Annotated in this window: 15 protein-coding genes and 1 pseudogene; all 16 read left to right on the forward strand. The window is 32.8% G+C overall.

Going from position 1 to position 6481, the window contains the following annotated elements; genetic code table 11:
- Positions 1 to 191: pseudogene (gene rpsC / locus Q0C22_RS02050) on the forward strand (30S ribosomal protein S3); the annotation flags it as partial.
- A gap of 13 nt (positions 192 to 204) precedes the next feature.
- Positions 205 to 627: a 50S ribosomal protein L16 gene (rplP, locus tag Q0C22_RS02055; protein WP_291490423.1), complete on the forward strand. Its 423-nt coding sequence runs from the start codon at positions 205 to 207 to the stop codon at positions 625 to 627.
- Entirely contained in the window at positions 624 to 818 is a 195-nt protein-coding gene (gene rpmC, locus Q0C22_RS02060; protein ID WP_291490424.1) for a 50S ribosomal protein L29, read from the forward strand. Before rplP ends, rpmC begins: the two co-directional genes overlap by 4 nt.
- A complete protein-coding gene (gene rpsQ, locus Q0C22_RS02065) occupies positions 815 to 1078 on the forward strand; it encodes a 30S ribosomal protein S17 (protein ID WP_291490425.1) in 264 nt (87 codons plus the stop codon). Before rpmC ends, rpsQ begins: the two co-directional genes overlap by 4 nt.
- Positions 1075 to 1443, forward strand: coding sequence for a 50S ribosomal protein L14 (gene rplN / locus Q0C22_RS02070; RefSeq protein ID WP_025391464.1), 369 nt, complete (start codon positions 1075 to 1077; stop codon positions 1441 to 1443). Before rpsQ ends, rplN begins: the two co-directional genes overlap by 4 nt.
- A 12-nt stretch (positions 1444 to 1455) precedes the next feature.
- Positions 1456 to 1788, forward strand: coding sequence for a 50S ribosomal protein L24 (gene rplX, locus Q0C22_RS02075; protein WP_367172082.1), 333 nt, complete (start codon positions 1456 to 1458; stop codon positions 1786 to 1788).
- A complete protein-coding gene (rplE, locus tag Q0C22_RS02080) occupies positions 1775 to 2356 on the forward strand; it encodes a 50S ribosomal protein L5 (protein ID WP_367172083.1) in 582 nt (193 codons plus the stop codon). Before rplX ends, rplE begins: the two co-directional genes overlap by 14 nt.
- 8 nt (positions 2357 to 2364) lie before the next feature.
- On the forward strand, positions 2365 to 2550 hold the full coding sequence (locus tag Q0C22_RS02085) for a type Z 30S ribosomal protein S14 (protein ID WP_291490426.1): 186 nt from the start codon (positions 2365 to 2367) through the stop codon (positions 2548 to 2550).
- Positions 2551 to 2559: 9 nt separating this feature from the next.
- Entirely contained in the window at positions 2560 to 2952 is a 393-nt protein-coding gene (gene rpsH, locus Q0C22_RS02090) for a 30S ribosomal protein S8 (RefSeq protein WP_291490427.1), read from the forward strand.
- 8 nt (positions 2953 to 2960) lie between these two features.
- The gene (gene rplF, locus Q0C22_RS02095; RefSeq protein ID WP_291490428.1) at positions 2961 to 3509 is read left to right on the forward strand and encodes a 50S ribosomal protein L6; all 549 of its coding nucleotides are present in this window, start codon (positions 2961 to 2963) and stop codon (positions 3507 to 3509) included.
- Positions 3510 to 3517: 8 nt separating this feature from the next.
- Positions 3518 to 3883 carry a 50S ribosomal protein L18 gene (gene rplR, locus Q0C22_RS02100; RefSeq protein ID WP_291490429.1) on the forward strand — a complete coding sequence of 122 codons (366 nt, stop codon included), beginning with the start codon at positions 3518 to 3520 and terminating at the stop codon, positions 3881 to 3883.
- A 9-nt stretch (positions 3884 to 3892) separates the two neighbouring features.
- The gene (rpsE, locus tag Q0C22_RS02105) at positions 3893 to 4363 is read left to right on the forward strand and encodes a 30S ribosomal protein S5 (protein WP_291490430.1); all 471 of its coding nucleotides are present in this window, start codon (positions 3893 to 3895) and stop codon (positions 4361 to 4363) included.
- On the forward strand, positions 4360 to 4539 hold the full coding sequence (gene rpmD, locus Q0C22_RS02110; RefSeq protein WP_025391472.1) for a 50S ribosomal protein L30: 180 nt from the start codon (positions 4360 to 4362) through the stop codon (positions 4537 to 4539). Before rpsE ends, rpmD begins: the two co-directional genes overlap by 4 nt.
- Before the next feature lie 11 nt (positions 4540 to 4550).
- Positions 4551 to 4985, forward strand: a complete 435-nt coding sequence (gene rplO / locus Q0C22_RS02115; protein WP_291490431.1) for a 50S ribosomal protein L15 — start codon at positions 4551 to 4553, stop codon at positions 4983 to 4985.
- Complete coding sequence (secY, locus tag Q0C22_RS02120) at positions 4985 to 6277, forward strand: preprotein translocase subunit SecY (RefSeq protein WP_291490432.1); 1293 nt, start codon at positions 4985 to 4987, stop codon at positions 6275 to 6277. Before rplO ends, secY begins: the two co-directional genes overlap by 1 nt.
- The coding region (locus Q0C22_RS02125; protein WP_291490433.1) for a nucleoside monophosphate kinase at positions 6278 to 6481 on the forward strand (204 nt) is incomplete at its 3' end. It lies immediately after the preceding gene.

The following is a 6481-nucleotide window of genomic DNA, read 5'->3' on the forward strand; positions in this document are numbered from 1 at the left end:
AGGGAATTAAAATTCAGTGTGCGGGCAAACTTGGTGGTGTCGAAATGGCTCGTACAGAATGGATAAAAGAGGGGCGTGTGCCACTTACCACACTTAGGGCAAACATCGATTATGGTTTTGCAGAAAGTTTGACAACTGCAGGTATAATAGGTATAAAAGTTTGGGTCTTTAAAGGCTATGTAATGGATTAAAGGAGTAATGTTTATGTTAATGCCAAAGAAAACAAAATATAGAAAATACCAGCGCAACAGAAGTGGCGTTGAAGGTTTAACAAAAAGAGGAAGCGATCTTGCATTTGGCGAGTATGGCTTGAAAGCTATTGGAAGAGGCGAACTAACAAGCAATCAAATAGAAGCTGCTAGAGTTGCTATAAACAGAAGACTAAAACATCAAGGTAAGGTTTGGATAAGAATATTTCCAGATTTTCCACTTACTAAGAAACCAGCTGAAACAAGGATGGGTAAAGGAAAGGGTTCAATTGAAAAGTGGGTTTGTATAGTTAAGCCCGGACGGATTTTATATGAAATTGGCGGTGTATCTGAAGAATTGGCAAAAAGTGCTTTTGAGTTAGCTGCTTCCAAATTAAATATACAGACTAAATTTGTAAAAAGCGGAGAGTGGCTATGAAGAAAAATGATATAGCTGCTATGGATATAAAAACTTTAAGAGAAACAGAGCAAAAAATTAGAGAAGAACTTATGCGTTTAAGGTTGAAAAAAGGTTTTGAGCAATTAGAAAATCCCAAAAGAATGAAAAATTTAAGAAAAGACTTAGCGCGTATTTTAACAAGAGTTAAACAATTGGAGAAAGCCTTATGAGTAAATTTGTTGGAGAAGGTATTGTAGTTAGTGACAAAATGGATAAAACTAGAGTAGTTAGAGTTGAAGAGTACAAATTGCACCCAAAAATTAAAAAATACGTTAAAAAAACAAAAAAATTCAAAGTTCATGATGAGCTAAATGAGTCAAAAGTTGGCGATATTGTTCAATTTATAAGTTGTAGGCCTATATCAAAACAGAAAAGTTTTAGGTTGCTTAAAATTGTGCAAAAATACTCTGGATTGGGAGATGAAATATGATACAACCATATACAATGCTTAAATCAGCAGACAATTCTGGAGCAAAAAAAATAATGTGCATAAAAGTCCTTGGGGGTTCCAAAAGAAGGTATGCTTATGTTGGCGATATTATTGTGGCATCTGTCAAGGAAGCAATACCAAATGGTAAAGTAAAAAAAGGTGATGTAGTTAAAGCTGTAATTGTTAGAACTAAAAAAGAATTTAGAAGGGATGACGGTTCTTATATTAGGTTCGACGAAAATGCCGCTGTTATAATTAATAATCAAAAGGAACCAATCGGAACAAGAATTTTTGGGCCCGTAGTAAGGGAGCTTAGGATGAAAGATTTTATGAAAATTATATCTTTGGCCCCAGAGGTTCTATAAGGAGTGAAAAAGATGGCTAATATATACTCACAGATGAAAACAAAACTTAAAAAAGGTGATTTAGTTAAGGTTATAGCTGGAAAAGACAAAGGAAAAACAGGAAAAATTATATCTTTTGTGCCAAAGAATAACAGAGTGATAGTTGAGGGTATAAAGATAATTAAAAAACACGAGAAAGCTACACAAACATCAAAAGGTGGTATAATAGAAAAAGAAGCACCAATTGATATATCAAATGTAATGCTTGTATGCCCACATTGCAATAAACCTACGCGGATTGCAAGTAAAATTTTAGATGATGGAACAAAAGTAAGAGTTTGCAAAAAATGCAATGAAACAATTTAATAGCGGAGGTTCAAAGTTGTATATACCTAATATGAAAAAACATTATAGAGAAAACGTCGTACCGTATATGATGCAGAAGTTTTCATATAAGAATGTTATGCAGGTTCCAAAATTGGAAAAAATAGTTATAAATGTTGGTATGGCAGAAGGTGCAACTGATATTAAAATGCTGGATTCAGCCCTTGAAGAGCTTGCTGCCATAACAGGTCAAAAAGGCGTAATTACAAGAGCTAAAAAATCGATTGCTAACTTTAAATTGAGAAAAGGTCAACCGATAGGTTGCAAGGTAACATTAAGAAAAGACAGAATGTATGAATTTTTAGAAAGGTTTATCAGTTTTAGCTTACCAAGAATTAGAGATTTTAGGGGTGTTTCTAAAAAGAATTTTGATGGTCGAGGAAATTATACATTTGGCGTTACAGAGCAGTTAATTTTTCCGGAAATTAATTACGACAAAATATTGAAAATTCATGGGATGAGCATTTCTTTTGTTACTACTTCAAAAAGTGACGAAGAGGCTTTTGAGTTATTAAAAGCTTTCGGTATGCCCTTTGCAAAAGCAAGTTAGGAGGATTAATGGCTAGAAAGGCAATGATTGAAAAAACAAAAAAGAAACCAAAATTTAAAGTGAGGTCTAAAAATAGGTGCAATATCTGCGGAAGATCAAGAGGTTATATTAGGGATTTTGGTATTTGTAGAATTTGTTTTAGAAACTTGGCGTCAAAGGGAGAAATTCCTGGTATAATCAAAGCAAGCTGGTAGGAGTAATCAATGAATAGAATTAGTGATTCATTATCAAGTTTAAAAAATGCCTTATCAACAAAAAAAACAGATGTAATAATATACGGAAACAGTGTTGTTAAAAATATCTGCGAAATATTAAAAAAAGAAGGCTACATAAAAAATTATGAGATTATTGATCCTTTAAAAACGCAAATAAAAGTTGAATTAAAATATCTTGATGAAAAGAGAAAGAAACCCGCTTTAAGTGAAATCAAGATTATAAGCAAACCATCAAGAAGGGTATATGTAAAATCAAATGATATTAAGCCGGTGGTAAGCGGTTTGGGTGTTGGTATTATATCGACCAATCAGGGTGTCATGACAACTTATCAGGCAAAAAAGAAAAGATTAGGTGGAGAATTGATTTGTGAGTTGTTTTAGGAGGGAAAATGTCTCGTATAGGTAAAAAAGTTATTGAGTTGCCTAAAAACGTTGATTTAAATATAGAAAAAGATAAAATAATAATTAAAGGTCCCAAGGGAGTTTTAACTCAAACCATTAAACCAGAATTCGTAGAGGTAGTTAAAGAAGGCAATACCTTAATCGTTAAAAATATAAATGAAGAAAACAAAAAAGCTAATGCATTTCATGGTTTATATAGGAGTTTGATTGCAAATGCTGTTTATGGTGTAACAAATGGTTTTAAAAAAGAGCTAATTATAGAAGGCGTTGGATATAGAGCAAGTGTAGAATCAAAGAAAGTAAAGTTAAGTCTTGGATTTTCTCATGACATTTTTTATCCGATTCCAGATGGTATTACTGTAGAAGTGGACAAAACTGGTACAAATTTAACAATATCTGGAATTGATAAGTATTTAGTGGGTCAAGTTGCAGCTGATATTAGAGCATTTAAGAAAGTTGAGCCATACAAAGGTAAAGGGATCAGATATAAAGATGAAAAAGTCAGAAGGAAAGCTGGTAAAGCTGCAGGAAAGTAGGAGGTTGAATGTTAAAAAAACACAGTAGAAACAAATTAAGATTAAAAAGAAAAACTCGCATAAAGTATAAAATTAGAGGAACTCAGCAAAAACCAAGATTATGCGTGTTTAAAAGTTTAAATCATATATATGCTCAATTAATTGATGATGCAAATGGCAATACAATTATTAGCGCTTCAAGTTTAGATAATCAATTAAAAGGTAAAGTAAAAGGTTGCAATATTGAAACTGCAAAGCAAGTAGGTATTCTAATAGCAAAAAAAGCTTTAGAAAAAGGAATATCAAATGTTGTATTTGATAGAAACGGATATCTTTATCATGGAAAAGTTAAAGCCTTAGCAGATGCTGCAAGAGAAGGCGGTTTGATATTTTAGGAGGTTTAAGTGGATAAAGGTTTTCAAGAATATGTTATAAAAGTTGGAAGAGTTGCTAAGGTTGTAAAAGGTGGTAGGAGATTTAGATTTAACGCATTAGTTGTTGTAGGTGATGGAAATGGTCGGGTAGGTATAGCATTAGGAAAATCAAAAGAAGTTTCTGAAGCAATAAAAAAGGCTGTAGAAAAAGCTAAAAAAGAAATGTTTAGAGTCCCTATTACTGAAGATGGTAGTATACCCCATATTATCCAGACAAAGCAGGGTTCCGGTATTGTTTTATTAAAACCCGCTCGTCCCGGTACTGGCATAATTGCAGGTAATACTGCAAGGTCTATTTTAGAAGCATGTGGCATTAAAAATATAGTTACTAAATCTATTGGTTCAAATAATCCATTTAATTTAGCAAGTGCTATTATCAAAGCTCTTAAATTATTACGAAGTAAAGAAGAAATATTGAAAGGAAGGGGATTGGCACAATGACACTTAAAATTACAATGACAAGAAGTTGCATTGGGCAAAAGGATAAAATAAAAAAAGTGGCAAGGTCTTTAGGTTTAAAAAGGCCAAATCAATTTGTTTTAAGAAAAGATACGCCTCATATAAGAGGTATGATTAAAAAGTTGTATTTTATGGTCAAAGTTGAAGAAGTTGAATAAGGAGTATTAATATGCAATTATTTGAATTACCAAAAATAGTTGATAAGCGCAAAAGAGTTGGAAGAGGCGATGCAAGTGGCTATGGTACCACAGCAGGCAAAGGTAATAAAGGTGAAAGAGCAAGAAGTGGTCATGGTCACTTAAGTGCTTATTATGAAGGTGGACAAACACCTATTTATAGAAGATTGCCAAAAAGGGGTTTTAAAAACCAATTCAAAGCGGAATACGATATTGTAAATCTTCATGTATTGGATAAAAAATTTAATGAAAACGATGAAGTTACACTTGAAACACTTATATCAAAAGGACTGGTAAGTGGTAAAAGGTTGGTCAAAATTCTAGGAAACGGTACGTTGTCAAAAAAATTAAATATTAAAGCGCATGCTTTTTCAAAGCAAGCAATCAGTAAAATTGAACAATCGAATTCTACATTTGAGGTTCTTTAATGCAAGATTATTCAAACATGTTTAATGTACCAGAGCTAAATAAGAGACTTTTTTTTACATTTATAATGTTTGTTGTATTTCGATTGGCAGCTCACATACCAACTCCAGGTGTTGATACGCATGTGTTGGCTACTCTTGTAAACCAGAATCAGTCTACCGCACTTGGATTATTCAATCTTTTTAGTGGTGGCGCTATAAGTAACTTCAGTATAGTTTCGCTTGGTATTATGCCCTACATTTCTGCTGCTATTATTTTGGAATTGTTTACTGCTGTGAGTCCAGAGCTTGCAAAATTAAAAAAAGAAGGCGAATCAGGTAGGAGAAAGATATCCGAGTATACAAGATACCTAACTGTGATAATATCGCTTTTGCAGGGAATTGGCATTGCAATAGGTTTGCAATCTATGCATGGGCCAAATAATGCACCTGTTGTTATTTGGCATGGCATAGGTTTTATTATATTTGCAGACATAACATTGACAACAGGTACTATATTTTTAATGTGGATTGGTGAGCAGATAACAGAACGAGGTATCGGAAATGGTATATCTCTTATTATTTTTGCAGGTATTATTGCAAGACTTCCTGCTGCTATAGGTAACACTTTTAACTTGGTAAGCTCTGGTGATATGTCAATATTGGCGCTGCTTCTAATTTTTGTAATAGTAGTTGGAGTTATTGCACTAATAATATTTGTTGAGTTAGCTCAAAGGAGAGTAACTGTTCAGTATCCTCGAAGGATGGTAGGCAAGCGTCTATATAATGCGCAAAGTAGCTACATACCATTAAAAATTAATGTTTCAGGTGTAATTCCACCTATTTTTGCTTCTTCTATAATGTTGTTTCCTGCAACTATAGCCAAAGTTATAAATGTGCCTTTCATTCAAAAAATATCTAACTGGCTAAATCCAGGTGGAACTTTATACAATGTATTCTATGTTATATTGATTTTCTTTTTTGCTTATTTTTATACATCTATTGCCTTTAACCCAAAAGATGTAGCAGATAATCTTAAAAAGAATGGTGGTTTTATACCGGGTATAAGACCAGGTAAATATACAGCTGATTTTCTTGATTGGATACTTACAAGGCTTACTTTTGTAGGTGGTATTTATTTATCATTTGTCTGTGTATTGCCATGGATTTTGATGCAACATTTTAGTGTACCATTTTATTTTGGTGGCACTGCTGTATTGATTGTTGTGCAGGTTGCGCTTGATACAATAATGCAAATACAAGCTCATCTTTACATGAGAAATTATGATGGTTTTTTGAAAAAAGGAGGTAAATAAGTGATTTTGATATTACTGGGAGCTCCTGGTGTAGGAAAAGGTACTCAATCGGAAAATATAATTAAAAAATATTCAATAATTCAAATATCTACTGGCGATATTTTAAGAAACGAAGTAAAAAATGAAACAGATCTTGGCCTTACAGCCAAACAATATATGGAAAAAGGTGAGCTTGTACCAGATGATCTCATTATAAAAATGATA

Origin of the sequence: Desulfurella sp. (assembly GCF_023256235.1) — a bacterium.
GTDB lineage: Bacteria > Campylobacterota_A > Desulfurellia > Desulfurellales > Desulfurellaceae > Desulfurella.

Excerpts from the sequence above, each read along its gene's own strand:
- rplX (WP_367172082.1), top strand. The coding sequence starts at position 1,456 with ATGGCTAATATATACTCACAGATGAAAACAAAACTTAAAAAAGGTGAT.
- rplP (WP_291490423.1), top strand. The coding sequence starts at position 205 with ATGTTAATGCCAAAGAAAACAAAATATAGAAAATACCAGCGCAACAGA.
- rplE (WP_367172083.1), top strand. The coding sequence starts at position 1,775 with ATGAAACAATTTAATAGCGGAGGTTCAAAGTTGTATATACCTAATATG.
- rplF (WP_291490428.1), top strand. The coding sequence starts at position 2,961 with ATGTCTCGTATAGGTAAAAAAGTTATTGAGTTGCCTAAAAACGTTGAT.
- rpmD (WP_025391472.1), top strand. The coding sequence starts at position 4,360 with ATGACACTTAAAATTACAATGACAAGAAGTTGCATTGGGCAAAAGGAT.
- Q0C22_RS02085 (WP_291490426.1), top strand. The coding sequence starts at position 2,365 with ATGGCTAGAAAGGCAATGATTGAAAAAACAAAAAAGAAACCAAAATTT.
- rplR (WP_291490429.1), top strand. The coding sequence starts at position 3,518 with ATGTTAAAAAAACACAGTAGAAACAAATTAAGATTAAAAAGAAAAACT.
- rpsH (WP_291490427.1), top strand. The coding sequence starts at position 2,560 with ATGAATAGAATTAGTGATTCATTATCAAGTTTAAAAAATGCCTTATCA.
- rplN (WP_025391464.1), top strand. The coding sequence starts at position 1,075 with ATGATACAACCATATACAATGCTTAAATCAGCAGACAATTCTGGAGCA.
- rpsQ (WP_291490425.1), top strand. The coding sequence starts at position 815 with ATGAGTAAATTTGTTGGAGAAGGTATTGTAGTTAGTGACAAAATGGAT.
- secY (WP_291490432.1), top strand. The coding sequence starts at position 4,985 with ATGCAAGATTATTCAAACATGTTTAATGTACCAGAGCTAAATAAGAGA.
- rpmC (WP_291490424.1), top strand. The coding sequence starts at position 624 with ATGAAGAAAAATGATATAGCTGCTATGGATATAAAAACTTTAAGAGAA.
- rplO (WP_291490431.1), top strand. The coding sequence starts at position 4,551 with ATGCAATTATTTGAATTACCAAAAATAGTTGATAAGCGCAAAAGAGTT.